This window comes from Paraplanobispora siamensis (assembly GCF_016863175.1).
Lineage (GTDB): Bacteria > Actinomycetota > Actinomycetes > Streptosporangiales > Streptosporangiaceae > Planobispora > Planobispora siamensis.
The window spans coordinates 16,094-41,074 of record NZ_BOOJ01000047.1 but is presented as its reverse complement, the minus strand read 5'-3'; the positions used below and the strand labels follow the sequence as shown (position 1 = coordinate 41,074).

Annotated in this window: 28 protein-coding genes; 14 read left to right on the top strand and 14 right to left on the bottom strand. The window is 72.1% G+C overall.

The window, feature by feature from the left end; translation table 11 throughout:
- Positions 1-17 precede the first annotated feature (17 nt).
- Complete coding sequence (locus Psi01_RS27085) at positions 18-1,271, bottom strand: winged helix DNA-binding domain-containing protein (protein WP_239128047.1); 1,254 nt, start codon at positions 1,269-1,271, stop codon at positions 18-20.
- 63 nt (positions 1,272-1,334) lie between these two features.
- Here Psi01_RS27085 and Psi01_RS27080 point away from each other — a divergent pair, with 63 nt between their 5' ends.
- The 3 genes from Psi01_RS27080 (at position 1,335) to Psi01_RS27070 (ending at position 3,794) form a co-directional block, all read left to right on the top strand.
- Positions 1,335-2,354: a helix-turn-helix transcriptional regulator gene (locus Psi01_RS27080; protein ID WP_204066937.1), complete on the top strand. Its 1,020-nt coding sequence runs from the start codon at positions 1,335-1,337 to the stop codon at positions 2,352-2,354.
- A gap of 43 nt (positions 2,355-2,397) precedes the next feature.
- The gene (locus Psi01_RS27075) at positions 2,398-2,748 is read left to right on the top strand and encodes an ArsR/SmtB family transcription factor (RefSeq protein ID WP_204066936.1); all 351 of its coding nucleotides are present in this window, start codon (positions 2,398-2,400) and stop codon (positions 2,746-2,748) included.
- 98 nt (positions 2,749-2,846) lie between these two features.
- Entirely contained in the window at positions 2,847-3,794 is a 948-nt protein-coding gene (locus Psi01_RS27070) for a cation diffusion facilitator family transporter (protein WP_204066935.1), read from the top strand.
- A 108-nt stretch (positions 3,795-3,902) separates the two neighbouring features.
- Here Psi01_RS27070 and Psi01_RS27065 read toward each other — a convergent pair whose 3' ends face one another.
- Positions 3,903-4,088, bottom strand: coding sequence for a hypothetical protein (locus Psi01_RS27065; protein ID WP_204066934.1), 186 nt, complete (start codon positions 4,086-4,088; stop codon positions 3,903-3,905).
- Between the two features lie 17 nt (positions 4,089-4,105).
- Between Psi01_RS27065 and Psi01_RS27060 the strand changes: the two genes are divergently transcribed.
- Entirely contained in the window at positions 4,106-4,741 is a 636-nt protein-coding gene (locus Psi01_RS27060; RefSeq protein WP_204066933.1) for a hypothetical protein, read from the top strand.
- Positions 4,742-4,762: 21 nt separating this feature from the next.
- Here the strand turns inward: Psi01_RS27060 and Psi01_RS27055 are convergent, their stop codons facing one another.
- Together Psi01_RS27055 and Psi01_RS27050 are read right to left on the bottom strand one after the other, a co-directional pair.
- Positions 4,763-5,587, bottom strand: a complete 825-nt coding sequence (locus tag Psi01_RS27055; RefSeq protein ID WP_204066932.1) for an SAM-dependent methyltransferase — start codon at positions 5,585-5,587, stop codon at positions 4,763-4,765.
- A 118-nt stretch (positions 5,588-5,705) separates the two neighbouring features.
- A complete protein-coding gene (locus Psi01_RS27050) occupies positions 5,706-6,284 on the bottom strand; it encodes an ATP-binding protein (protein ID WP_204066931.1) in 579 nt (192 codons plus the stop codon).
- A 155-nt stretch (positions 6,285-6,439) separates the two neighbouring features.
- On the opposite strand from Psi01_RS27050, the gene Psi01_RS27045 reads away from it, so the two are divergent.
- The 4 genes from Psi01_RS27045 (at position 6,440) to Psi01_RS27030 (ending at position 9,394) form a co-directional block, all read left to right on the top strand.
- Entirely contained in the window at positions 6,440-6,691 is a 252-nt protein-coding gene (locus Psi01_RS27045; protein WP_204066930.1) for a DUF397 domain-containing protein, read from the top strand.
- 147 nt (positions 6,692-6,838) lie between these two features.
- Positions 6,839-7,699, top strand: a complete 861-nt coding sequence (locus Psi01_RS27040; protein ID WP_239128046.1) for a Sco1979 family transcriptional regulator — start codon at positions 6,839-6,841, stop codon at positions 7,697-7,699.
- Between the two features lie 99 nt (positions 7,700-7,798).
- Positions 7,799-7,957 (top strand): hypothetical protein, encoded by a 159-nt coding sequence (locus Psi01_RS27035; protein ID WP_204066928.1) that lies wholly within the window; start codon positions 7,799-7,801, stop codon positions 7,955-7,957.
- A gap of 3 nt (positions 7,958-7,960) precedes the next feature.
- Positions 7,961-9,394 (top strand): WS/DGAT/MGAT family O-acyltransferase, encoded by a 1,434-nt coding sequence (locus tag Psi01_RS27030; protein WP_204066927.1) that lies wholly within the window; start codon positions 7,961-7,963, stop codon positions 9,392-9,394.
- Here Psi01_RS27030 and Psi01_RS27025 read toward each other — a convergent pair.
- The 4 genes from Psi01_RS27025 to Psi01_RS44180 form a co-directional block, all read right to left on the bottom strand.
- Entirely contained in the window at positions 9,378-9,833 is a 456-nt protein-coding gene (locus Psi01_RS27025; protein ID WP_204066926.1) for an ATP-binding protein, read from the bottom strand. The two genes, Psi01_RS27030 and Psi01_RS27025, sit on opposite strands and share 17 nt — an antisense overlap.
- A gap of 109 nt (positions 9,834-9,942) precedes the next feature.
- Positions 9,943-10,488 (bottom strand): type 1 glutamine amidotransferase domain-containing protein, encoded by a 546-nt coding sequence (locus Psi01_RS27020; protein ID WP_204066925.1) that lies wholly within the window; start codon positions 10,486-10,488, stop codon positions 9,943-9,945.
- 92 nt (positions 10,489-10,580) lie between these two features.
- Positions 10,581-10,847, bottom strand: a complete 267-nt coding sequence (locus Psi01_RS27015) for a DUF4031 domain-containing protein (protein ID WP_204066924.1) — start codon at positions 10,845-10,847, stop codon at positions 10,581-10,583.
- Positions 10,844-11,404 carry a TetR/AcrR family transcriptional regulator gene (locus Psi01_RS44180; RefSeq protein ID WP_275424601.1) on the bottom strand — a complete coding sequence of 187 codons (561 nt, stop codon included), beginning with the start codon at positions 11,402-11,404 and terminating at the stop codon, positions 10,844-10,846. The genes Psi01_RS27015 and Psi01_RS44180 overlap by 4 nt, the downstream gene beginning before the upstream one ends.
- Positions 11,405-11,560: 156 nt before the next feature.
- Between Psi01_RS44180 and Psi01_RS27005 the strand changes: the two genes are divergently transcribed.
- Both Psi01_RS27005 and Psi01_RS27000 read left to right on the top strand, forming a co-directional pair.
- A complete protein-coding gene (locus Psi01_RS27005; RefSeq protein ID WP_239128045.1) occupies positions 11,561-13,096 on the top strand; it encodes an MDR family MFS transporter in 1,536 nt (511 codons plus the stop codon).
- Between the two features lie 54 nt (positions 13,097-13,150).
- A complete protein-coding gene (locus Psi01_RS27000; protein ID WP_204066922.1) occupies positions 13,151-14,107 on the top strand; it encodes a GNAT family N-acetyltransferase in 957 nt (318 codons plus the stop codon).
- A 48-nt stretch (positions 14,108-14,155) separates the two neighbouring features.
- On the opposite strand, the gene Psi01_RS26995 is transcribed toward Psi01_RS27000, so the two are convergent.
- A complete protein-coding gene (locus tag Psi01_RS26995; protein WP_204066921.1) occupies positions 14,156-15,523 on the bottom strand; it encodes an MFS transporter in 1,368 nt (455 codons plus the stop codon).
- A gap of 101 nt (positions 15,524-15,624) precedes the next feature.
- On the opposite strand from Psi01_RS26995, the gene Psi01_RS26990 reads away from it, so the two are divergent.
- Entirely contained in the window at positions 15,625-16,695 is a 1,071-nt protein-coding gene (locus tag Psi01_RS26990) for a helix-turn-helix transcriptional regulator (RefSeq protein WP_239128044.1), read from the top strand.
- A gap of 50 nt (positions 16,696-16,745) precedes the next feature.
- Here the strand turns inward: Psi01_RS26990 and Psi01_RS26985 are convergent, their stop codons facing one another.
- From Psi01_RS26985 to Psi01_RS26970, 4 genes are read right to left on the bottom strand one after another with little or no spacing between them, the layout of a single operon-like run.
- Positions 16,746-18,059, bottom strand: coding sequence for an AAA family ATPase (locus tag Psi01_RS26985; RefSeq protein WP_204066920.1), 1,314 nt, complete (start codon positions 18,057-18,059; stop codon positions 16,746-16,748).
- Entirely contained in the window at positions 18,056-19,525 is a 1,470-nt protein-coding gene (locus Psi01_RS26980; protein ID WP_204066919.1) for a hypothetical protein, read from the bottom strand. Before Psi01_RS26980 ends, Psi01_RS26985 begins: the two co-directional genes overlap by 4 nt.
- Positions 19,522-20,622 carry a hypothetical protein gene (locus tag Psi01_RS26975; RefSeq protein WP_204066918.1) on the bottom strand — a complete coding sequence of 367 codons (1,101 nt, stop codon included), beginning with the start codon at positions 20,620-20,622 and terminating at the stop codon, positions 19,522-19,524. Before Psi01_RS26975 ends, Psi01_RS26980 begins: the two co-directional genes overlap by 4 nt.
- Positions 20,623-20,647: 25 nt before the next feature.
- Positions 20,648-21,436 carry a hypothetical protein gene (locus Psi01_RS26970; protein ID WP_204066917.1) on the bottom strand — a complete coding sequence of 263 codons (789 nt, stop codon included), beginning with the start codon at positions 21,434-21,436 and terminating at the stop codon, positions 20,648-20,650.
- A 128-nt stretch (positions 21,437-21,564) separates the two neighbouring features.
- On the opposite strand from Psi01_RS26970, the gene Psi01_RS26965 reads away from it, so the two are divergent.
- From Psi01_RS26965 to Psi01_RS26955, 3 genes are all read left to right on the top strand, one after another.
- On the top strand, positions 21,565-22,011 hold the full coding sequence (locus tag Psi01_RS26965) for an NYN domain-containing protein (RefSeq protein ID WP_204066916.1): 447 nt from the start codon (positions 21,565-21,567) through the stop codon (positions 22,009-22,011).
- Positions 22,012-22,241: 230 nt separating this feature from the next.
- Positions 22,242-23,567 (top strand): DUF8825 domain-containing protein, encoded by a 1,326-nt coding sequence (locus Psi01_RS26960; RefSeq protein WP_204066915.1) that lies wholly within the window; start codon positions 22,242-22,244, stop codon positions 23,565-23,567.
- Between the two features lie 43 nt (positions 23,568-23,610).
- Positions 23,611-24,009 (top strand): ArsR/SmtB family transcription factor, encoded by a 399-nt coding sequence (locus Psi01_RS26955; protein WP_204066914.1) that lies wholly within the window; start codon positions 23,611-23,613, stop codon positions 24,007-24,009.
- Between the two features lie 92 nt (positions 24,010-24,101).
- Here the strand turns inward: Psi01_RS26955 and Psi01_RS26950 are convergent, their stop codons facing one another.
- Positions 24,102-24,866, bottom strand: coding sequence for a PP2C family protein-serine/threonine phosphatase (locus Psi01_RS26950; protein ID WP_204066913.1), 765 nt, complete (start codon positions 24,864-24,866; stop codon positions 24,102-24,104).
- Positions 24,867-24,981: the final 115 nt, after the last annotated feature.

Here is a 24,981-nt window from a genome sequence, read left to right as displayed (position 1 = left end):
GCCCCTGCGCGTGCGGTTCACGCGTGCCCGCCCACGGTGACGGTGCCGATGGTCAGCCGGGGCCTTCCCTCCAGGATCTCCCCGACCCGCTCCACCTGCTCGTCCAGCTCACGGCGGCGCGCGGCGGTGAGCTCGACGAGCGGCTCCACGGTGATGTCGATCGTGCGGCCGGAGCGGCGCTGGTGCCACAGCCCGGCGACCACCCCGTCGACGAGCAGCATCTGGAAGTTGCCGGGCAGTACGCGCTCGGCGGCGCGTCCGGGGTACAGCAGCCCGGGCGGCTGGTTGCCGACCCGGTAGGCGTAGCCGTCGAAGTACGGCAGCAGCCGTACGCCCCGGGGAGGCTCGTGCGGCGCCGTGAGATCCCCGGGCGCCGCCCAGGCGGGCACGCCCTCCACCTCCACCCGCTGCATCTCCCCGGCCAGGGACGCGAACAGTTCGTTCGCCCAGCGCACCGGCACGGTCAGCCACTGCGCGAACCGCTGCGGGGTGGAGGGGCCGTAGGCGAGCAGATAGTCGCGTACGACGGCGGCCAGGGCCTCGCGCGGCTCGGCGGGCCGCAGATCGGGCAGCCACCGGTGCGGGCCGGTGTAGGTGACCTTGCGGCCCCGGTTGGGCCCGAAGCACAGCGCGCCCCGCATCCCCGCCAGGTGGAGGGCCTGGCGCCACCGGGGCCACAGGGTCTGGAAGGCGGGCATCACCAGGTCCGCGGCCCAGGGGCCGGTACGGTCGGCGACCGCCTCGTCGAGCTCGTCGATCGTCAGCTCGGCGTCCCGCAGCGCGTCCGCGACCGCCCGGACGACCTCCTCCGTCTGGTCGGGCGTCAGCTGGACGTCCTTGGGGAAGGTGCTGGGGACCGACGGGATCGCCGCCAGCGCGCCGATCCACCTGGGCAGGTCGCGGGCGGGCAGGAGATGGACCGTGCCGCGCGGCCCGAACGTCCTGATCAGGCTGTGCTCCTCCCACAGCGCCGCGCGGACGTCCGCGCGCGTGGCCCCGGCGATGCGCAGCGCGATCGACAGCTCGGCGGCCGGGAGCATCTGGGCGTGCACGCCGGCCAGGGCGGCGGTGACGTCGGCGGGCCCCGCCCCGGCGGCGGGCGCGGACAGCGAGTGCCGCCGCAGGCGGGCGGCGCATACCTGCTCCCATGACAGGCGGGGGACGTCCCGGAGGACATCCCGGGGTACGTCAGCCTGGCGGCCTTCGAAGGTCTGCGGGGCCGCAGTCGGTTCCATGGTCGGTTCCATGGTCGGGTTCATGGTCGGGTCCATGGCCACGACACTAGAGCCGATGTAGGTCAGATCCTGTCCTGGACGTCCGGCATTCTGGAGCGCATGAGCGACACCCCGGCACGACTGCTGGCCCTGCTGTCCCTGCTGCAGACTCCGCGCGAGTGGCCCGGCAGCGAGCTCGCCGAGCGGCTGGGGGTCACCACGCGCACCATCCGCCGCGACATCGGGCGCCTGCGCGACCTGGGCTACCCGGTGGAGGCGACGATGGGCGCGGTGGGCGGCTACCGCCTGGTCGCCGGTACGGCCATGCCGCCGCTGCTGCTGGACGACGAGGAGGCGGTGGCCATCGCGGTCGGCCTGCGTACGGCGGCCCGCCATCCCGTGGCCGGCATCGAGGAGGCGTCCGTGCGGGCGCTGGCGAAACTGGAGCAGGTGCTGCCCTCGCGGCTGCGGCGCCGGGTCGGCACGCTGAACACCGCCACCGTCCCGATGGTCCCGGCCGGCGGGCCGAGCGTCGACCCGCAGGACCTGGCGGTCCTGGCCGCGGCCGTCGCCAACCGGGAGCGGCTGCGTTTCGCCTACCAGGCCGCCGACGGCGCCGGGAGCAGGCGCCTGGTGGAGCCCTATCGCCTCGTGGTGGCCGAGCGCCGCTGGTACCTGGTCGCCTACGACGACGACCGGGACGACTGGCGGATCTTCCGCGTCGACCGGATCCGGCAGCCGCACCCGACCGGCATGCGCAACGCGCCGCGCGAGCTGCCCGGAGAGGACGCCGCCGCCTACGTCACCAGCACGCTCTACTCCCTGGCGCCCACCTACAGCGCGGTGGCCACCCTGCACATGCCGGCCGCCGAGGCGATCACCCGGCTCGGCGAGGCCTCCGGGGTGGTGGAACCGATCGACGAGCGCACCTGCCGCCTGCGCGATCACACCGACACCCTGGAGTGGCTGGCGTTCCGGCTGGCCATGCTCGGCTGCGAGTTCGAGGTGCACGGGCCGCCCGAGCTCGTGGAGTATCTGGCCGCGCTCGGCGCCCGCGTCACCCGTGCGGCCTCGCCCGTCGCCCGGGCGGCGCAGGCGGCAGACGGCATCGCGTGCGACACGCCGGGCCCGGACAGTTGATACATGTTCCCCTGAATTCACGGTTTCCTGTATCTTTTGCGGCATGCTGACGATCGCATCCGAGGTGGAGGTGCTGGCCAGGTTCGGGCGCGCGCTCGCCGACCCGATCCGCTGTCGGCTGCTGCTGGCCCTGCGTGAGGCGCCGGCGCACCCGTCCGATCTGGCCGACCGGCTGGGCATCTCCCGGACCCGGCTCTCCAACCACCTGGCGTGCCTGCGGGACTGCGGTCTGGTGGTCGCCGTGCCGGTCGGCCGCCGCACCCGGTACGAACTGGCCGACGACCGGCTCGGGCACGCCCTGGACGACCTGCGCGCCGCGGTGGTGGCGGTGGAGAGCGAGCGGGCCTGCGCGGGACCCGCGAGCGTCGCCTCCCCCCGCCTCCCGGCCGAGTAGGCCTTCGAGCCGAGTAAGCCTTCGAGCCGAGTAAGCCTTCAGGCCGAGTAGGCCTCCGGGCCGAGTCAAGCCGACAATCCGACCAAGGGGGAGTCGCTGTGGGCGCCAACCACAGTCACGGTCATGGTCACGGTCATGGTCACGGGCACCTCACCGGCGCCGGACGCCACCGCGGCAGGCTGGCCGGGGTGCTGGCCATCACCGGCGGCGTCATGCTCCTGCAGTTCGCGGGCGCGCTGGTCTCGGACAGCGTCGCCCTGCTGGCCGACGCCGGGCACATGCTCACCGACACCGCGGGCGTCGCCCTGGCCCTGGTGGCCATCACCCTGGCCGGGCGCCCGGCCACGCCCAGATGGACCTTCGGCCTGGCCCGCGCGGAGATCCTGGCCGCCGCGGTCAACGCCGCCGTCCTGTTCGGCCTGGGCGCCTACGTGCTGTACGAGGCGGTCACCCGGCTCACGCTGGCCAGGCCGCCGGAGATCGCCGCCGGCTCCATGCTCGTGTTCGGTGTGATCGGCCTGGTGGGCAACCTGTTCTCGATGCTGCTGCTGGTGCGGGTCAGGGGAGAGAGCCTGAACATGCGCGGCGCCTTCCTGGAGGTGGCCACCGACACGCTGACCTCCCTGGGCGTCATCATCGCGGCCCTGGTCGCGTGGCTGACCGGCTTCACCCGCGCCGACTCCATCGTGGCCGTGCTGATCGGCCTGCTCATCGTGCCCCGCGCGCTGCGGCTGCTGTACTCGGCCGTCAACGTGCTGCTGGAGGCCACCCCCGCCCACATCGACCTGGAGGAGGTCCGCGCGCACATCATGGGCGTGCCGCACGTGCGGGGGGTGCACGACCTGCACGCCTGGACGCTCACCTCGGGCATGGCGGTGCTGACCGCGCACGTCGTGGTCGAGGAGGAGTGCTTCGCCGACGGCCACGCGCCGCAGATGCTGGACGCCCTGCAGGAGTGCCTGAGCGGGCACTTCGACCTGCGGCACTCCACCTTCCAGCTCGAACCCCCCACCCACGTCCAGCACGAGCAGCCCGCCCACGCCTGAACGCCCGGCCCCGCGCTCGGCGGAAAGGCCTCCGCGCTCGGCGGAAAGGCCTCCGCGCTCGGCGGGAAGGCCCCGGAGGGTCATCCGGACGCCTGCGCCCGGGGGCGACTAGGAACTCTCCCGGGCCTCCTTCTCGGCGGTCTCCTCACCGGCCTCATCCAGACGGGCGCGCAGCCGCGTCCGGATCTCGTCCGGGGTGTAGGAACGGCGCCGCCGCTCCGCCCGGGCGACCACCACTCCCGTCGCGGCGACGCCCGCGACACCTGCCAGACCGAGTATCTTCCACCAGCGCATGTATCTAGAGTATGGGAATGCCCGCTACGACCATCGGCCTCGACGAGGCGCTGAACCTGACGAGAACCGGCGACGTGTGGCTGTTCCGCGGGCGCTCGGCGCCGGACCGGGCCATCCAGACCGTGACCAACAGCCCGGTCAACCACGTCGGGATGTCCGTCGTCATCGAGGACATGCCCCCGCTGATGTGGCACGCCGAGCTCGGCCGCTCCCTGCCCGACATGTGGACGGGGACCCATCAGCGCGGCGTCCAGCTGCACGACATGCGTGACGCCGTCTCCGTCTGGGCCACCAAGTACGGCCAGCGCGCCTGGCTGCGCCAGCTGGAGCCGCAGGTCACGGCCGAGATGGAGGACGCCGTCCTGCGGACGATCGCCCGGCTGGACGGCACGCCGTTCCCGTCCACGGCGCGGCTGGCCGGGCGGTGGATGCGCGGCCGGGTGCCGAAGCTGCTGAAGCGGGGCGGCCAGGAGAGCGCGCTGGAGAGCGCCTACTGCGCCGAGGTCGTGGCCGTCACCTACGAGGCCATGGGACTGCTGCCCGGCGGCCGCCGCCCGAACTGGTACGACCCGGGCCGCTTCTGGAGCGGGGACGACCTGGACCTGACCGACGGCTTCCGCCTCGGCGGGGAGATCACCGTCAAGATCGCCTGAGGCCCGCCGTACGGCCCGCGCCTACCGGTTGGTCCTGCGGCCCACCCCGCCGACCACCCACACCGCGTCGGCCATGGGGGAGAGCTCCTCGTCGGGGCGCCACTGCGGGATGTAGACCACTCCGGGCTCGACGGGCTCGAAGCCGTCGAGGAAGTGCTCGACCTCGGCCTTGGTGCGCAGGTTCGCCCGCCACCCGCCGCTGATCGAGCCCTGCTCGTAGTAGACGCGGGCCAGCCTCGCCGTCGTCTCCGGGCACAGGTCGGAGACCGCGTGGGAGAAGGCGACATAGCTGCCCGGCGCGATCGCCTTGCGCAGGTGCGTGATGATCTGCGTGACCGTGTCGTCGTCCGGCAGGACGTGCAGCAGGGCGAACAGCAGGACCGCCACGGGCCGGTCGAAGTCGATCATCCGGGTGAGCTCCGGGTGGCCGAGCATCGCCGCCGGATCGCGCACGTCGGCCTCCACGACCACGGTCCTGCGGTCGTCCTGCAGGAGGGCCTGGCCGTGGGTGACGACCATGGGGTCGTTGTCGACGTAGACCACCCGCGCCTCGGGCGCGACGGAGTGCACGATCTCGTGGACGTTGCCCTGCGTGGGCAGACCGCAGCCGATGTCGACGAACTGCCGGACGCCGGCCTCCGCGACGAGGAACCTGACCACTCTGGCGAGGAAACGACGGCCCTCCCGGCTCATGGCGGGCAGTTCGGGGGCGATGCTCAGCACATGCTGGGCCGCGGCCCGGTCGGCGGCGAAATTGTCCTTGCCGCCGAGGAAATAGTCGGCGATCCGGCCCTCATTCGGAATCGAGGTGTCCAGCTTCGCCCGTTCCCGCCCCGAGGATGCCATTGTGTTCTCCGTCCAACGGCTTCAGGTCTCAGCGGAGATTATCCATTTTTCTCCGCGCTCAGACCTGCATTCCGGCCGTATTGCGGTGAACTGTTACAGGTATGCGCCGGACGACGGATCAGCGGCAGGCCTCCAGGCGCCGCCCGTTGAGCGAGGGAAGGGCGAACGCCGCCCACACGGCCTTTCCCCGGCCCTCCAGCGGGGACCAGCCCCACATCTGGCTGATTCCCTGCACCACCTGCAGCCCGCGCCCGCTCTCGGCGTCGTCGCCGGGCTCGCGCAGGCAGGGGCCCTGGTCGCTGGGGTCGGTGACCGCGCAGAGCACCGAGTGCTCCGTACGGCACAGCACGACCCTGACGTGCTGCGCGGCCGGACGGGTGGCGAGGGCGGTGCGCATGCCGTGCCGCAGGGCGTTGGTGACCAGTTCCGAGACGACCACGTTGGTGTCGTCGATGAGGAGGTCGAGTTCCCACGAGTGGAGCGAGGCGGCGGTGAAGCGCCGGGCGACACGCGGGGCCTCGGGCTCCTGGTGGATGGCGCGCACCGCGAGCTGGAGGTACTCCAGGCGCTCCTCGCCGTCCGACCACGGCGGCAGGCCGCTCGGCGGAAGCACGTGGTCGAGCATCGACAACCAGCGCTCCCATCCGCTTATCTCTGTTCGGACGGGGGCGAGGTCGTACTTGTGTAAACCAGTCATCGGCGACCCTGGGGGGAGACGGTGATCGCGTACAGAGTGACTCTTTTAGTAATCTTGCACGCCAACATGTGCATCCGCAAGTACAGATGCACGTGCAGATGCACAAAAGTCTATGCTGGTTCCAATGGTTCCTGCCGATTCGGCGAGAGGCGAGGATGGATCAGCTCCGTAACGGGATGCCGGCGACCTTGCTCGGCGAGGTCGTGTGGCGCAAGAGCCGCTTCAGCAACCCCAGCGGCAACTGCGTGGAGTTGGCGCAGTTGCCCTGCGGCGGGGTCGCCGTGCGGAACTCACGTGATCCGGAAGGTCCTGCACTGGTCTATGCGCACGGGGAGATCGATGCCTTCATCCGCGGGGTGAAAAACGGGGAATTCGACGACCTCGCCAGAGTGATACTTGAAGAATAAAGTTCCATCTGGCATATAAGGGACGACCGGAGTAGCGTAAAGGCCCGCGACAGCCACACACGGTGGGCAGAGGTTCGCAGTACGCGCACGAAGGACCTGTAGATGATCACATCGAATGCCCACGAAGAGCCTGTCGAGCCTGCCTTAATGGGACAGGCTCGGGGCAGCTCGACGGTGCTGAGGATCGTGCTCGGCACGCAGCTGCGCCGGCTCAGGGAGAAGCGGCACATCACCCTCGACCAGGCGGGCAACGCCATCCGGGCCTCCCATTCGAAGGTCAGCCGGATGGAGAACGGCCGGGTCAGCTTCCGGGTGCGGGACGTGGCCGACCTCCTGACGCTGTACGGCGTGCGGGACGAGAAGGACCGCGCGCCGCTGCTGGCCCTGGTCGAGCGGGCCAATCTGCCCGGCTGGTGGCACGACTACGGCGACGTGCTGCCCACGTGGTTCGAGACCTACGTCAGCCTGGAGGAGGCCGCCTCCGTCATCCGTAACTACGAGGTCCAGTTCGTTCCGGGCCTGCTGCAGAGCGAGGAGTACGCCCGCGCCGTCGTCCGGCTCGGCTTCCCCGACGCCCCCGAGGACGAGGTACGGCGCCGGGTGGACCTGCGCATGGCCCGCCAGCGGATCCTGGACGGCGCCCAGTCCCCGCACCTGTGGGCCGTGCTGGACGAGGCGGTGCTGCGCCGCCCGCTCGGCGGGGCCGAGGTGATGCGCGGCCAGATCGACCACATCCTGCGGATGATCCGCAAGCCCAACGTGACCGTCCAGATCGCGCCGTTCAGCATCGGCGGGCACGCCGCGGCCGGCGGCCCCTTCAGCCTCCTGCGCTTCGCCCAGCCCGACCTGCCCGACATCGTCTACATGGAGCAGCTCACCAGCGCGGTCTATCTGGAGAAGCGCACCGACGTCGACCGCTACCTCGAGGTGATGGAGCGCCTGTGCATCGAGGCCGAGCCGGCATCGAAGACCGAGGACATCCTCCTGCGGATGCGTGACGCGCTCTGACCGGGGCGGGAGCGCACCCGTCGGTTAGAAGTTCGTCTCGCGGCCAACTCACCCCTCCAAAGTGGTATAGCGAGGGGCTAATCCGGGCAAAGTTGTGCGGTGCGGCAGTTGGTCGACGAGATTTTCACGATTCTGATCGTGTTCGGGCTCACCGGGATGGCGCTGCTCGCCATCTCAGTGATCGTCCTCATCGTGCTCGCGGTACTGGCCGTGACCACCGGCCGGGAGCGTGACGAGGCGCAGACTCCCTGGAGGTAGGCGATGCGGCAGCTCAGTGCGGTGGACACGCAGTTCCTGAACTTCGAGACCGCGACGAACGTGGCGAACATCGCGGGGCTGGCGATCCTGGACGGCAAGCTGACCCGGGCGGACCTGCTGTCCCTGATGGCGGAGCGGCTCCACGCGGCGGCGCCGCTGCGCCGGCGGCTCGTCTCCGTCCCGCTCGGCCTGGACCACCCGTACTGGACCGAGGACTCCTCGATCGACCTCGACTATCACGTGCGCGAGCTGGCGCTGCCCTTCCCCGGCAGTGAGGAGCAGCTCGGCGAGCAGGTGGCCCGCATCCACTCCCGCCGCCTGGACCGCCGCCGCCCGCTGTGGGAGATGTACCTGATCCACGGGCTGTCCGGCGGCAGGATGGCCCTGTACACCAAGGTCCACCACGCCGCGGTCGACGGAGTCACCGGCGCCGACGTGCTCGCCGCGCTGATGGACACCTCACCCGAGCCCGCGGAGCGCCTGCCCTCCCCCTCCAGTGCGGGGGAGGAGCGGATCGGCACGCGGGACATGATCGGCAGGGCGGTCGCCAGGGCCGTCGTCAACCCGGCCACCACGGTCAGGTTCCTGGTCGAGGCCGTCCCGCACCTGGACGAGATCCCCGTCGTGTCGCAGGTGCCCGGGGCCGGGCTGGTCTCCCGCCTCACCCGCGACCTGGCGCGCCGTCTGACCGGCGGGAACCCGGTGCCGGACCTGCCCAGGATGGTCGTCCCGCGCACCCCCTTCAGCGGGCGCATCAGCGGCCACCGCAGGTTCGCCTTCGCCGCGCTGCCGCTGGCCGACGTCAAGCGGGTCAAGAACGCCTTCGGCGTCACGGTCAACGACGTGGTGATGACGCTCTGCGCGGGGGCGCTGCGGCAGTGGCTGCTCAAGCACGACGCGCTGCCCGACCGGCCGCTGATCGCCGGGGTGCCGTTCTCGCTGCGCGCGCCGGGCGACCAGAGCGGCGGCAACCAGGTCACCATAATGATCACCACGCTGGCCACGCAGATCGCCGACCCGGTGGAGCGGCTGCGCGCCGTACAGGAGGCGATGAAGAAGATCAAGGACCGTTCCGCGCTCGCCCCCGCCTCCTGGCTCCAGCAGGTCAGCGACATGATGCCCGCGGCGCTGACCGGCCTGGCCGCCCGCGCGGCGTTCAACCTGTTCGCCGGGACCGCCGGGCCGATCAACGTGGTGATCTCCAACGTCCCCGGCCCGCAGATCCCGCTCTACGTGTGCGGCGCGCGGCTGACCGCCTACCACCCGGTGTCGGTCGTCACCGACGCCAGCGGGGGCCTCAACATCACCGTCTTCTCCTACGACGGCTCCCTGGACGTGGGGGTGATCGCCTGCCGGGACATGGTGCCCGACGTGTGGACGATCACCGACTACCTGAAGCAGGAGCTGTCGGAGCTGATGGTCATCGCCGAGACGTAGCGTCCTCGTCGGTCAGCAGCAGCGACCTGCCGGGGGCGTCGTCCTCGAACAGGAGGGTCTTCTCCAGGCAGACGATCGAGCCGTGGTCATCCCGCCTGACGAAGCGGACGTCGTCGGCCAGCGCCTGCATGATGAGAAGCCCCCGGCCGGACTCGGCGCCCGGGGCGACCTGACAGGTCCCCGAGAATTCGAAACCGCTCCCGGCGTCCACGACCTTGATGCTGCAGCGGTCGCGGCTCAGCTCGGTGCGGACCGTGTAGTCGTCGCTGTCGTCGGCGTGTTTGATCACGTTGGAGCAGGCCTCGGAGAGCATCAGCTGGATGTCCTCGCGGACCTGACGCTGCACGCCCAGGGCGTCCAGGGACGAGTCCAGCATCTGCCTGATGACCGGAACACTCGCTGCGTCGCGCGGCAGGCGCAAAGCGATCGTGGCTTCCACAGTTCTCTCCTCAGATGGGTCTCGAAGCCCTGGACTCGGGGCGGTCTCCCGCCCGCGACGGCGGCGGACCCGGCCGGCGCGGGCGCGCCCCGCACCGGCCGGGACGTCGTCACCGGGTGAAGGCGTCCACTGCGGCCTGGCAGAACGCCTTGAGGTCGTCGGGCTTACGGCTGGTGATCAAGGGGTTGGGACCCTCGGTGCAGACCATGACCTCCTGGTCCACCCACGTGGCGCCGGCGTTGCGAAGGTCGGTCTGCAGGCTCGGCCAGGAGGTGACCGTACGGCCGCGCACCACGTCGGCCTCGATCAGCGTCCAGGGCGCGTGGCAGATGGCGGCCACCGGCTTGCCGGCGTCGAAGAAGCCCTTGACGAACTGCACGGCGCCGGGCTCGGTCCGCAGGAAGTCGGGGTTGGCGACGCCGCCGGGCAGGACCAGCCCGTCGAAGTCCCCGGCCGATGCCCCGTCCACGGTGGCGTCCACCGGGAACCGGTCGGCCTTGTCCAGATGGTTGAAGGCCTGGACCGTGCCGCTCTGCGTGGAGATCAGCTTGGGGGTCCCGCCGGCCTGCTGCACGGCCTTCCACGGCTCGGTGAGCTCCACCTGTTCGATGCCCTCGGGGGCCACGAGGAAGGCGATCGTCTTACCGTTGAGCATGATGTTCCCCTATGACGTCTCGCGTGGCTTTTCAGCTTGCGTCCTAGCGGCACGTGCCCCCGAGGAGGCGATCCATGCGGGATGTGGGCGACTCAAGAACGAGTTTTGCGCCTGCGCAGGCCTGAGGAGATGAGCCGGGCGACCAGTTCGCGTGAGGAGACGGCCTCGGCTCCCAGCGCGACCGCGCGCTCGTAGACGGTCTCGGGCACGTCGTAGTGGTCGCGGTCGAAGGCCCGGGGCGGGACGCCCAGCAGCGCGGCGAAGGCGTGCAGCTCCTCGACGGAGGAGTCGCTGACCAGGTGGGACCAGAGCAGTCCGCGCGGACCCGGCCAGTTGGGCGGGTCGATGAGAACGCTCATCGCCGCAGCAGATCGAAGGCGACCTCCAGGCCGGCGGCCCGGCGCTCCTCCTCGGGCACCTCCTCGTCGAGGATGAAGGAGGCGGCGTGCAGGGCGAGGACGGCCATGGAGTTCCTCAGCCGGGTGGCGACGGGGTCGCCGGGCTCCACCATGAAGGTGATCAGCTCGAACATCCGCTCCCTGGTCTTGCCCATGACCGGGTGGTGCTTGAGCGCCGTCTGGTTGCGCTCGAAGAAGCGCATGATCTCGCGGTGCCGCCCGCTGTACAGGTCGTCGGCGTAGCGGCGGATCAGCTCGCGCCGGGTCTCCTCGGTGCGCGGCTGCTTCTCGGCCCAGGCGAGCAGCTCCTCGACCGCGTGCAGCCGCTTCTCGGCCAGGCTGGCGACGATGTCGTCCTTGGTCCTGAAGTGGTAGTAGAGGGCGGCCTTGGTCACACCGAGGGCCTCGGCTATCTCCCGGAGCGAGGTCGCCTCGTAGCCCTGCTCGGTGAAGAGCGTCAGGGCGATCTCCTGGATCCGCGTGCGGGTGTCGGCCTGGTCCCTCATGGCTTCCTTCACGGCGAAATCTACTTGACGGCCGGTAAGTGACCGGCCTACATTCCGAGCATATCCGACACTTGCCGGTCGGCAAGTAAGCAAGATCGATCAGGGTTCTTCATGGGGGCGGAACACATGGCGCAGGTCGAAGCCGTGCCGGCACGGCGACGTGAGGTCATGGTAGTGCTACCGGGGCTGATGCTCGCGATAGTCCTGGCCATGCTCGACAACATGATCGTCGGCACCGCGATGCCCCGCATCGTGGCGGAGCTCGGCGGCCTGACCCACCTGTCCTGGGTGGTGACGGCCTACGTGCTCGGCACCACCGTCTCCACCCCCATCTGGGGCAAGATCGGCGACCTGTACGGCAGGAAGACCATCTTCCTGGCCTCCATCGTCATCTTCATGATCGGCTCGGCGCTGTGCGGCATGGCCGGCTCGCCGATGCTGGGCGGTCCCGGCAGCGGCATGGCCCAGCTCATCGCCTTCCGCGCGCTGCAGGGCCTGGGCGCGGGCGGCCTGCTGGTCAACGCGATGGCCATCATCGGCGACCTGGTCCCGCCGCGCGAGCGCGGCCAGTACCAGGGCATCATGGCGGGCGTCATGTCGCTGGCGATGATCGCCGGCCCGCTCGTCGGCGGCTTCATCACCGACCACCTCGACTGGCGCTGGGCCTTCTACGTGAACCTGCCCATCGGGTTCGTCTCCCTGGCCCTGCTCGCGGTGAAGCTGAAGCTGCCCAGGCACCGCACCGAGCACCGCATCGACTGGCTGGGCGCCATCCTGCTGTCGGTCGGCATCACCGCGCTGGTCCTGGTCACCACCTGGGGCGGCAACGAGTACGACTGGGGCTCGCCGCAGATCCTCGGTCTGATCGGCCTCGCCGTGGTGACCCTGGCCCTGTTCATCCCGGTCGAGCGCCGCGCCGCCGAGCCGATCATGCCGCTCGCCCTGTTCCGCAACCGCAACTTCACCCTGATCTCGGCGATCGGCTTCCTGCTCGGCTTCGCCATGTTCGGCGCGATCAACTTCCTGCCGCTGTTCCAGCAGACCGTCCAGGGCGCCTCGGCCACCAACTCCGGCCTGCTGATGCTGCCGATGATGGGCGCCGCCATGGTGATCTCCCTGTTCGTCGGCCGCGCCATCACCACCACCGGCAAGTACAAGATCTATCCGATCATCGGCGGCGTCGGCATGGCGTTCGGCATGTGGCTGCTGTCGCTGATGGACGTCGAGACCTCCCTCTGGCAGACCGGCGTCTTCATCGCGGTCCTCGGCACGGGCATGGGCTTCCTGATGCAGACGACGATGCTCATCGCGCAGAACAGCGTGGAGCAGAAGGACCTGGGCGTGGCCAGCAGCTCCTCGACCTTCTTCCGGTCCATCGGCGGCTCGTTCGGCGTCTCGCTGTTCGGTGCGATCTTCAACCACCAGCTCAGCGACAACCTGACGGCCAAGCTCGGCTCGGCGGGGGAGAAGCTCGCCTCCAGCGGCGGCCAGTTCGACCCCGCCGCCCTGCACGAGCTGCCGGCGCCCGTCCTGAACGGCTTCCTGGAGTCGCTGGCGACCTCCATCTCCACCGTGTTCTGGTGGGCGATCCCCTTCGCCGTCCTGGTCCCGCTGCTGGCGGCCTTCATCAAGGAGATCCCGCTGCGCAGCGGTTTCGGGCAGGACGACAAGGACAAGGCCCCGGTCCCGGCGGCCCTCGACTGAGCCGCCAAGCGGCGGCCCAGCGGAAAGCAAGTCGGCCGGGGAACACTCGGCGTCATGGACACCACCACCGCGACCGCCGCCGGACACCTCACCCGGCGGCCCGTGACGCAGGACGTCACGGCCATCTACGAGCTGATCTCCCTGTGCGACACGCAGGTGATCGGCAAGGCGGACATGACCCTGGAGGACGTCGCCGACCAGATCAACGAGCCCGCCTTCGACAGGGACAGGGACGGCTGGGTCGTCCACGACGAGGACGGGCGGCTGGTCGGCTGGGCCTGGGCCTGCCGCAAGGGCCGCAGCGCCAACGTGGACATCGACGTGGTGGTCCACCCCGACGCCCGGTCCATCACCGACCGGCTGTGGGACGCGGCGATCGGGCGGGCCTCGCAGATCGCCGCGGAGCTCGGCCACGACCACGCCGTCGTGGACATCGGCCTGTACCGGGAGGACAGCGGCAAGCGCGCCGTGGCCGCCGCCCGCGGGTTCGCCCCGGCCACCAGCTTCATCCGGATGCTCGTCGACCACGAGGGCACGGTCACCGCGCCCGCCCCGCCCGACGGGGTGACGCTGCACGACGGGCTCGGTGAGGAGGTGCGCCGCCAGGGCCACGCGGTCCAGCAGGCGGGCTTCGCCGACCACTTCGGCTTCACCCCGAAGGGCTTCGACGAGTGGTTCGCCGACCTCGACTCCTCCAGCAGCACCGACTGGTCGCAGCTGCTGGTGGCCCGGGTGGACGGCGAGCCCGCGGCGATGCTGCTCGGCACCGACATGTTCGCCGGGGACGAGAACTGCGGCTACGTCCGCCAGCTCGCCGTCCTGCCCGCCTTCCGCGGCCGGGGCCTGGGCCGGTTCATGCTCCGTACGGCGTTCGCCGCCGACGCGCGGCGCGGCCGGGCCGGCACCTACCTGCACGTCGACGCCAACAACAGCACCCCCGCGCTCGACCTCTATCTGTCGGTGGGCATGCGCCAGGTGCTGGCCATCGACGTCTGGCGCCGCACGGTCTGACCCCGGCCCGGTGCCTTGCCTCCTCACCGGACCGGTCGCGGGTACGGCTCAGCGCGAGAGCCGTACCCGCAGCAGGGGCAGCGCGCACGCCCCCGCGGCCAGGGCCGCCGCCGCCAGCGCGGCGGCGGTGGCGGCGGCCGACCCTCCGCCCAGGTACAGGGTGCCGAACGTGGCCACCCCCACCACCTGGCCCAGCTGGGTCACCATCACGAACAACCCGCTGGCGTCGGGGGCGTCGGCGGGGGCGACGTGGGTGAGGGCCACCGCGAGCACCGGGCTGAACGTCCCGCCCAGGCCCGCCCCCGTCACCGCCAGGGCCACCGCCAGCAGCGGCCACCGCCCGCTCTCCAGCGCGGGCGCCAGCAGCAGGTAGCCGAGCGCGGCCACGGCGAACGACACGACGATCATCCGCCGCCGCAGCCGCTCGGGCAGCCGCTGCCAGTTGAGGCTGACCGCCGCGAACGCCACCGCCGCCGGCAGGAACGTCAGCCCCGCCTCGACCGGGTCGGCGCCCAGCCGGCCCTGCAGATGCAGCGCGACGCAGAACAGGAAGCCGCCGTAGGTCGCCATCGCCCCGAAGACGGCCAGCGCGGACGGGACGACCCCGGGCGCGCCGAGCACCCGCACCGGCACCAGCGGGGCGGCGGCCCGCCGTTCCACCAGCACGAAGATCCCGGCGAAGACCGCGCTCGCGGCCATCGCCGCCCAGCCCCACAGCGGCCAGTCCTGCTCGTGCCCCAGCACCAGGGGCACCACCAGCAGGCTCACCGCCAGCGAGAGGGTGACGATCCCCGGCACGTCCAGCGCGCGGTCGGCGCGCGGCCCGGCGCCGGGCAGCAGCCGCGCCCCGGCCGCCAGCAGGACCAGGCCGATCGGCACGTTCACCAGGAACACCGGCCGCCAGGCGGTGCCGAACAGGTCGGCGGAGACCAGGACGCCGCCCAGCACCTGACCGACGATCGCGGCCCCGGAGATCACGGTGGCGTAGAGGCTGAGCGCCCGCGCCCTGGCCGCGCCGGTGAAGTTCGTCTGGATCAGGCTCAGCACCTGCGGCACCATCAGCGCCGACCCGGCCCCCTGCAGCAGCCGGAAGGCGATCAGCTGCCCGGCGGAGGCGGCCAGGCCGCAGGCGAGCGAGGCGGCGGTGAACAGCGCCAGCCCGGACAGGAACAGCCGCCGCCCGCCGTACCGGCCGCCGAGCCGGGCACCGGTGATCAGCAGCATGGCGTAGGCGACCGTGTAACCGGAGATGATCAGCTGGAGCCCCGATCCGGACGCGCCGAGGTCGGAACGGATCACCGGGGAGGCGACGTTGACGATGGACACATCCAAGATCGCCATGAACTGCCCGGTCAGGAGAATCGTCAGCAGCCACGGCGTGCGCAGGGCGGGGGCCCTCGTGGAGATCGCGGTCATGGGACGAGCCTGGGGCCGGGCGGATACCGGTGGTGAGAGCCTGTCGATCCTGGTACCACCAGCACCTGGCAGGCGGACCGCCCGTCGGCGACCATGGGGAGGTGACCGTGACGCAGCCGGACACCCGTGACGCAACCGGCCCGGCCACCCGCCCCGCCGCCAGGACCCCGCGCCCCCTCAGGCCCGCGGAGGCCGGGGCCGGGATCCGGAAGACGGCCGGGGCCGAGGGCCGGTCGCCGGAGGCCGGCGGCCCGAAGGCGGTCGAGGCCGGGGCGGGGAGCCGGTCGGTGGAGACCGCGGCCGGGAACCCGCCGGAGGACCGGCCGCGGGCGCGCCGTACCGAACTGGCCGCCTTCCTGCGCAGCCGCCGCGAGCGGATCACCCCGGCCGACGTCGGCCTGCCGCCGGGGCTGCGCCGCCGTACGCCCGGGCTGCGCCGTGAGGAGGTCGCCCAGCTCGCCGGGGTCGGCGTCACCTGGTACACCTGGCTGGAGCAGGGGCGGCCGATCAACGTCAGCGTGCAGGTGCTCGACGCGATCTCCCGCACGCTGGGGCTGGACCAGGCCGAGCACGAGCACCTCTACCGCCTCGCCGGGGTGCCGGCCGTTCCCGAGTCCGGTGGGTGCCGGAGCTTGGAACCCGAGACGCAGGTCATCCTCGACCAGCTCACCCCGATCCCCGCCGCGGTATACAACGCCCGCTACGACCTGCTGGCCTGGAACGCCGCCTACGACAGGCTGTTCCCCAATATGACCGGGCAGCCGCCGGCCACCCGCAACGCGCTCTGGCAGCTGTTCGTCACGCGCGAGTGCTGCAACCCCGTGGTCAACCGGGCGGAGGAGCTGCCGCAGATGGTGGCCACCCTGCGGGCCGGGTTCGGGCGGCACGTCGGCGAGCCCGCCTGGACCGACCTCGTCCGCCGGCTGTCGGCCGTCAGCCCCGAGTTCGCCCGCATGTGGGCCACCCACGACGTGGCCAGCCCGGGCAGCCGGATGAAGATCTTCCAGCACTGCGTGGCCGGACTGGTCCGCACGGTATCCACCAGCATGACCCTGGCCGCGCCGCCCGAGACGCGGATGGTGGTCTACACGCCGGTCGACGACGACAGCCGCGAGCGCATCGCCTGGCTGCTGGCCCATCCCGGGATCCCGGCGACCGACCACACTCACTGACCGCGGCGCGCGCCGCCCGCCCGTCGCCGGAGACTACTCGGCCCGCGGGGTCAGGGCGTCACGCGGTGCCTGGACAGGTGGGCCAGGACGGACTGGTTGGCCTCCCAGCCGTCGGGGAACTTCACCGGCACGCCCAGCTGGACCGGCTCGGCCGAGGGGTGGGCGTCCAGCAGCTCGGGGATCCCCGCCCGCGCCACCACGATGCACGCGTGCCGGTGCCGGGAGGTGAGCACGCACAGCCGCCCCGACTCCAGGTGGAAGGCGGTGGCGTCGCGCCGCCCGGACAGCGGGTGCAGCACGATCGTCACGTCGTACTCCCGGCCCTGGAGGCGGTTGGCCGTGTCCACCGTGATCTCCGGCGGCACCCCGGCCGCGCGGATGGCCGCCACCTGGTCGCGGTGGGCCGCGCCGATCGCGATCCGGTCGGCCGTGACCCGGTGGCTGCCGCGCTCGGAGTGCGCCACCGGGGCCCGCTGCAGCAGCCGTACGGCGAGCAGGGCCGTGGCCTGCACCGCCTCGGCGTCGGTGCGCACGGTGTGGCGGCTGGGCAGCTCGTACAGGGCCCAGCCCGAGGCGGCCGCCTCCTCCAGCGCCCGGTCGTAGGAGGTGCGCATGCCGTTGACCGTCAGCTCCAGCGACCGGTCGGCGTGCGCCGTGCCCGACCGGAACCCGGTGAAGGGATAGAACGCCTCCGAGACCACCGGCCCCGCCGAGGCGGGCAGCCGCCAGGAGACCGGCAGCCGGTGCACCGGCAGGTCCGGGTTGTGCCGCAGCAGCACCGAGACCGCGCTCTGCACCGGGTCCCACGACAGGCCCGCCCAGCGGTCGCCGTCGACGATCGAGAACGGGTCCAGCTGCCCGGGGTCGCCCACGAACAGCGACCGCTCGAACAGCGAGGCGATGCGCAGCAGCTTGTCCGAACGCATCTGGTAGGCCTCGTCGACGATGGCCCAGGGCCAGACCCGGTCGCCGATCCAGGCCCACTTGTCCGCCGTGGCGATCACCACCGCCGGGTCGCCCAGGTCGGGCAGCTTGGTCGCCACCGAGACGTTGGAGTGGGCGAGGATCCGCTGCGGGGTGACGTATCCGCTCGCCGACAGGCGGCCGATCGTCAGGTCGGGGTGCTCGTTCGCCAGCCGCTCGACCAGGTCGTCGACCTGCTCGTTGGTCTGCGCGACGATCATCAGCGGCTCGCCGGTCTCCGCGATGTGCCCGGCGGCCCTGACCACCAGCGTGGACTTGCCCGCGCCCGGCGGGGAGTCGACGACCACGCCGCGGTGGCGCGGCAGGTCGGACAGCACGTCGGAGACGACGGCCGCCGCCTCCTGCTGCGGGGTCAGGGGCTCGACGACCCTCAGCGTCATGACCACTCCTCCTGGGCGTCGTCGTCATCGGGGACGTACTCCTGCGGCGGGCCCCCGTGGGTCCACGGCGTGTTCTCCGGGTCGGGCAGCGCGGCCGAGCTCTGGAAGTCGTCGGTCAGCGAGGTGTAGCAGACCCGCTCGCCCGGCTCGGGCACGGATCCGGGGGCGGGGACCTTGCCGCGGCCCATCCCCTTGGTGATCTTGAGGAGGATCTCGCCGTCGGCGAACCCGAGGACCTCGGCCCCGTGGCCGCGCCGGTCCGGGCTGCCCACCGCGGTGCCGGGCGCCAGCCGTACCGGATCGTCGGTGCGCACCCTGATCAGCGGCCTGAGCTTGCGGGAGCGGCCCTCGCCCTCGAAGTGCTCGGGCTCGGCGCCGGTGACCACCCCGGCGAACGCCTCGCCGGTCAGCCGGTACTCGGCCATGACCAGCGGGTCGTCGTAGGCCCGCTGCACGTCGTAGCTGGCCCGCGCCCGCTCCAGCCCGGCCAGCCGCGCCGCCGCGCTCACCGCGCCGTCCCTGCGGGCCTGCGGCGGGGCGCCCTCGGCGATGCGCTCGACGAAGCGGGTGAACGACCCCCGGTCGACCTCCCACCGGTCGGCGACCCGCGAGCCCTCCGGCAGCGCGCGCAGCAGCTCCACCGCCCGCCACATCAGCCGCCAGGTCGGCTCCAGCTGGGTCCGCAGCGCCCGGGCGATCCGCTCCACGGCCCGGCTCGTCGGCGCCTCCTCGTAGGCGCGGATCGCCGGGGCCAGCACCTCGTTGTCGAAGCCCGGGTCGGTCGCGGGGCCGGCGGGCGGCCACAGCAGCGGGTCCTCCGCCTCCTGTGCGGCGCGCCGGCCGTCCATCCCCGCGGGTGGATCGATCCAGCCCAGCAGCGCCGCCAGGTTGGCGTCCTCCAGGCCGCTCTGCCCGGTGGCCCAGTGCGCGCCCAGGACCTCCGTCACCGCCGGCAGCAGCGAGGAGCCCGGCTGGGCCGAGCGGTCGGCGAAGTAGGTCAGCCACCGGCCCAGCAGCGGCACCGACGGGTGCACCGGGTAGGGCCCGTCGGCCCGCCGGAAGCGGGTGGAGCGGCCCAGCAGCCCGGTGAACGCCACCGCGGGCCGGTTCGGCACGAGGATCTGCGGGGCGTCCAGGCAGCGTTCGTACGGCTCGCCGCCCCGCTTCTCCACCGTCTCGGTGGTCTTGCCGAACCCCTCGATGTACGGCAGCAGCACCTCGGCCAGCTCTCCGGCGAAGGCGAAACGCAGGTCCCGGTTGCGCGGCTGCGGCACCACCAGCAGCCGGGGGTGCTCCGGATCGGTGCCGACCATCGCCCCCAGTGGGGCGGCGGCCTCACCGGCCATCCGGAGCGGGATGAAGACCATGGGGCGGTCCGAGAGGTGGCAGTGCCGGACCGTGGTGATCGGCTGGGCCACGCCCTCGCGGACCGCGCGCAGCCGGGCCAGGGCGGTCAGAGCGCTCACGCCAGGCACTCCTCCCGCAGGCGGTTCGCCAGCCGCAGCAGGCGGGCGACCTCCTCCTGGTCCTCGGCGGGCTCGGCCGCGCCCTCGGCCAGGGCGAGCGCCTCGGTCATCCGGGACACCCCGCCGAGCTGGTCGCGGATCTGCCGGCCGAGCAGGTCGGTCGAGCCGCAGGCGCGGGCCTCGTCCCGGCAGAACATGCACATGTCGCAGGTCGACAGGCAGTCCGGCGCGTACCGGGCCGGTACGCGCGCCAGGGCCTCGGCCAGCTCGGCCGCCGGGCGGGTCGGCACGCCCTCGGAGTCCGGGTCGAGGGAGAAGGTGAGCCCCGGCGGCAGGTCCTCCACCAGCCGGTCGACCCGGGTCATCCGGGTGAGCTGCCGCTTGAGCACCGCCAGCTGCCTGCGCACGTCCAGCAGCGTCGCGGTCGGGCGGTTGGCGAAGTTCTCGGGGCAGACCAGCACCACGTCGTGGGAGACGCGCTCGGGGTCGTGGCCCAGCTCGGCCATGAGCGTGCGCAGCGCCAGCACGTAGACCGCCGCCTGGCGGGCCGCGGCCGCGACCTTCTCGGGCTCGGCCTGGCCGTCGATCACGGCGAAGGACTTGATCTCCACGATGTGGAAGCGCCCGCCGAGCTGGAAGGCCACCACGTCGGGTTCGAGGTAGCAGGTGTGCCCGGCGATCTCCAGGCTGAACAGCGGGTGGTCGTAGAAGACCGCGCTGTCCTCGCTCTCGCGCGCTGCCCGGTCGATCAGCGCCCGGGTGTGCGAGGCGCGCAGATGCGAGCCGACGTTCTCCACGTCCTGGTAGCCCACCTGGGCCACCGGAAGCCCGAGCAGCTCCCGCATCAGGCGCAGCAGCTCGGCGCAGCCGTTCTCCTTCACCAGGGTCTCGAACACGTTCCCGCGGGTGATGGCGAACTGCGACTGGCCGAACGGGGCGGGGAAGCCCAGATGCCGGGCCGTGCCGTCCTTGTCGACCCCGGCGGCGTCCAGCACGGCCCGCCGGGCGCACCCGGGGTTGGCCGCCAGTGCCGCGATGGCGCGGGCGTCGTGCGGGCGGGGCGGCACCGGGCCGCGCAGCGCGTCCAGCCGCTTCACCGGACGCCCCTGTCGTGCCTGTCCATCAACAGGCCCCTCTCAGCGTGGTCATGGCGGAGGCGCCGAACAGGCGCTCCGCGTCCGTCAGTTGCCTGCTCGCCCGCGCCGCGACCTCGGCCCGCTGGGCGGTGTCGGCGGGCAGGTGGACCTCCAGCTCGGCGCGGGCCGCGCGGATCGCGGCCAGCGGGTCGGCGGGGGCGAAGCCCTCGACCGCGCCGGGGATGTTCTGCGCCATGCGGGTCAGCAGCCGGACCGCGCCGGGCGGCGGATCCGTCAGCCGGGTCAGGTGCTCGGCGATGCGCATGGTCGCGGTGAGGTAGTCGACGCGCGGGCTCAGCGGCCCCACCACCCGCGCCTCCGGCGGCCAGGTGCTGTCGGCCAGCAGCCCGCGGGCGGGGGAGAGGCGGTCGGTCAGCACGGCGCACAGGTAGTACGGCCTGGCGTAGGGGTCGGCGCGGAAGGAGCGCTCCTCGTCCCTGCGCAGGCTGGTGAGCTGCGGGCCCCGCAGCGCCCCGGAGAAGAACGCCTCGTTCACCGTGACGATCAGCTTGGCCGCGGCCGGCACGCCGAGCAGGACCAGCGCCTGGTGCACCTGCTCGCGGATCGGCATCAGAGACGTCTCGGCCTCGCGCGGAGCCGGTCTGACCGCCGCGGGCTCCTCGGCGACGACCGCCTCGTCCCAGGCCAGCTCGGCCCGGCGCAGGTCCGCCCGGAGGGAGCGGGCCAGCGCGCCGTCACGCGCCTTGACTGCGCGGCGCACCTCGGCGCGGAGCTCGGCTATGCGCCGCTCCAACGCGTCCAGCGATTCGCTCACGATTCACTCACGGGCCGGATGGTAACAGGAGTTCCGCCTGTTTCCACGTGTCTCCCTTGAGTTCCAGCGATTTCCAGCATTAAAGTGCGTCCCATGTGGTGGTAGCACAGAGGCAAGGGGGCATCGCGATGCGTAACATCTCGCACGGCCGTTCCGTTCACCTGCTGGATGTGGAGAACCTGGTCGGCGCCCCGCGCCCCGCCACCGCGGAGGTGGTGACCATGATGGACCACTACCGCCGCCGTGTTCCCGCCGGTTTCATGGATCAGTATGTCGCCGCGGTGAACCACGGCGCCCTGGTCCCGGTCGGCCTCGCCCTGGCGGGCATCCAGATCCTGGTCCGCTCCGGTCGCGACGGCGCCGACGAGGCGCTGTGCGAGGTGATCCGCCTCGACCATCTCGACACCCGCTTCGAGCGCGTGGTCATCGGCTCCGGCGACGGCGTCTTCACCGACCTCGCCGAGTGGCTGCGCCACAGCGGCGTCCAGGTCGTGGTGGTCTCGCGCTCCGGCGCCCTGAGCCGCCGCCTGCGCCGTACGGCCGGGCAGGTCATCTCCCTGGACCTGGCCGCCTGACCGCGCCCGCCGTACCCACGCGGAACCGGCGGGGCACGTGACCGCAGGGCGGTCTTTCTCGCGAGGAAAAGGCCGGTCGAGGTGCGGGAGAAAGCGGAGTTTCCCCGGATGCGCGGGCCGTCATTTGAGGGAGCCCGATCCGCCGGGAGATCTCCGTTCCCGGGTGGCCGATGCGCTGTCTTGATGCGCTGTCTTTCGGAAATGTCAGTGAAGGACCATACCGTGGAGGAATGGCGCACAGTGTCTTTCATCGTCGGTATGGGATCGATCTCGATCTCACCGAAGACGACCTCGGCCATCCCGACCGCCCAGGTCTCCTCGACGAGCTTTACCGCAACTACCACCCGGACCTGCTCTACTGCCTGGACCCCTACGAGCACGACGGCATGGCCTGCCCGGGATTCATGACCATCAGGAAAAAGAACGGCCGCCCCCACGCGATGCACGTCCCCACGGGGGAGCTGAAAGAGACCGGTGCGCAAAGCGATCTGCACAAGGCGCTCCGGGAATACACCGCGCGAACCGCCGACCGCGAGGGATTCACCGCCGATGTCGACGAGCGCCCCGCAAACGGCCGGGGCCGTACCGACGTCGTCGTCACCGGTGAGGGAGGAAGGAAACTCGGCTACGAAATCCAGCTGTCGGCCATCGCCACGGGATCGGTCGACAAGCGCACCCGGATGGCCCGTTCCGGCGGCCTGACCCCGCTGTGGCTGGTCAACGACGAGAACGCCATGCCCATCGACCGCGCCCCCTGGGCCCGGCTGAACGTCTTCACCTGGAAGGACGTCGGGCGCGAGGCGCTGCCCGTGCGCGGCGGGGTCAAGAAACTGCGCATGGTGACCTGCGACTGGGACAACCCCTCGCCGTGCCCGCAGCTGGGTTACGGCCGCTGCGGGGGACGCCACGGCAGCTGGGAGCCCGCCCGCGGCCTCTACTACGACGACGTGATCGTCAAGACGGCCTCCGGGGACCTGGTGCCGCTGTACATGGAGCGCGCGGACGGCCGCCGCCGGTGGTACCTGTGGGTCACTCCCGCGGACAAGGAGATGTTCCTGCAGGGCCGCCCGGAGCAGACGCCGCCGGAGGCCGGGGGAGCCGTCGCGGGCGGGCGGGAGGGCGCTCCGCTGCCCCGCTACCGCACCGACGAGCTCCTGGAGGAGCTGGCGCGTCCCCGCGACAGCGGCGACCCGATCGACGCCTCGGACTGGCTGCCCGCCGCGCCCGCCGAGGACTACGTGACGCCGCGCAAGTCCCGCGGCTATCTCGTCCCCGGCGACCTCATCGTCCTGCAGCGCGCCTACTACGAGGCCGACGCCCGCTGCGCGGAGATCTCCGCCGGGCATCCCCGCCCCACCGACGTCGCGGCCGGGCGGGCCGAGCTCACCGAGGAGCACCGGCGCGAGCTCGCCGAGGCCCGCGAGCGGCGCCTGCGCCTGGCCGAGGCGCTCAACCGGCACCCGTGGTGGGGCACCATCGGCAACCGCCACTTCGGCAAGCTGGCCCTGACCGCCGCCGCGAGGTCCAACCGCGCCACGAGGCCGGCCGCCATGTGAGTTCATGTTGCTTTATATAAGCGAGCCCTGAAATATTGGGTCCATGCACGCGTTCGACGTTCTCGGCGACCCGGTGCGCCGCCGGATCCTGGAGCTGCTCGCGGACGGGGAGCGGGCGGCCGGGGAGATCGGCGCCGTCGTCCAGGAGGAGTTCGGGATCTCCCAGCCGGGGGTCTCCCAGCATCTGCGCGTGCTGCGCGACAGCGGCTTCGCGACCGTGCGCGCCGAGGGCACCCGCCGCCTGTACTCCGTCGATCCCGGACCCCTGCAGGAGGTGGACGTGTGGCTGGAGAACTTCCGCCGCTTCTGGACCCAGCGTCTTGACGCCCTGGGCACCGAGCTCGCCAGGGGCAGGCGCGAGCGCCGGGCGCGGGAGACCGGCGGGACCGGGGAGTCCGCCCGGCGGCCGGGAGAGGGGGACGATCCCGGCGCCGGAGGCTGAACGCCCGCGGGGCCGGGGTGCGGCGCGCCGTACCGGCCCCCACCCTTCCGGTACGGCGCGCCGTCCCCACCCCCCTTTTCCTCGGTGGCTGGTCAGACCGTGACGAAGTCCGCGATGATCATCGTGGCGTCCTCCTTCGGCTCGACGGCGGCCATCTCGTCGTACAGCCCGTCCAGGCAGGCGGCGGGGGAGGCGCCGGCGGTGAACAGCTCCGTCAGGCGCGAGACGCCCAGGGCCCGCATCGCGCCGTCCGTGACGATGGCGATGCGGTCGCCCGGCTGGAGCGCCACGGTGCCGATCTCGGGGCTGAGGTCGGGCAGCAGGCCGATCCCGCGCAGCGAGGAGCCGTCCTCGGAGGAGTGCAGGGTGGTGAGCGGCCGGGGCCTGCCGCCCTTGGCGCAGTGCCAGATCGCGCCGTCGCCGACGTGGGCGAAGCGCAGGCACGGGTCCTCGCCCGCGTCGAGGACGACCACGTCCAGCGTGCTGGTCAGGCCGGACATGGCGGGGTTGCGCAGGGCGGCGGTGCGCACGGCCCGGTGCGCCGCCTGCGCGCAGTCGCCGATGCCCTTCTCGCTCCTGTCGCTGTACTGAGGGCGGGCGACGACCACGGCGCCCAGGGTCAGGGCGGCGGCGGTGTGGCCGAACTGCGTGCCGCCCCCGCCGTCGGCCGCCGCGATCAGCCGTTCCTGGACGACGTACTCGTCGGAGGGGTAGCCGTGCGAGCCCTCGTAGGTGCCGCCGGCCACCACCAGCCGGGGCCGGGCCGCCGGCGCGCCGGGAGGCCAGGGCCCCTGACGGCCGCGGACGGCCATCACGGACAGGCAGCCGAGCAGGATCGTGATCACGGTGAAGGTCATGAAACCTCCTCTCGCCGCGCCCCTCGCGACACGTGCCCAGTACACGCCCGCGCGAGGAGATGCGACTGACGGCCGATCGGCCGTCGTGCCGCGGAACCGGCGGCGGCCCAGGGTG